This window comes from Flavihumibacter cheonanensis (assembly GCF_022352215.1).
GTDB classification, from domain to species: Bacteria; Bacteroidota; Bacteroidia; order Chitinophagales; family Chitinophagaceae; genus Flavihumibacter; species Flavihumibacter cheonanensis.
The window spans coordinates 1-281 of the sequence record NZ_JAKRWF010000200.1; the positions used below are offsets into that span (position 1 = coordinate 1).

1 protein-coding gene is annotated in these 281 nt (G+C 65.8%); it reads left to right on the forward strand.

What is annotated here, in order from left to right:
- Positions 1 to 42: 42 nt before the first annotated feature.
- A partial coding sequence (locus tag MD536_RS21680; protein ID WP_239603863.1) for a hypothetical protein occupies positions 43 to 281 on the forward strand: 239 nt, incomplete at its 3' end.

The window sequence follows — 281 nt, forward strand, 5'->3', positions numbered from 1 at the left end:
TGCACGCGACGGGGGACACACACCATGGCTGATCTCGAGGACATGAAGGTCATCGACGCCGGGGTCGACGACAACATCGCCAAGCTGACGCCCGAGCGGATCGAGCGGACCATCAACCGCGTGCTGACCGAGGAGGCGGCGGCCCGGCTGCAGGTGTACCTCGACACCTGCGTCCACTGCGGGCTCTGCGCCGAGTCCTGTCAGAGCTACATCTCGCGCGACAAGGACCCCGATTTCGCGCCGGTGGCCAAGGTCAAGGACACCCTGTGGGAGATGGTGAG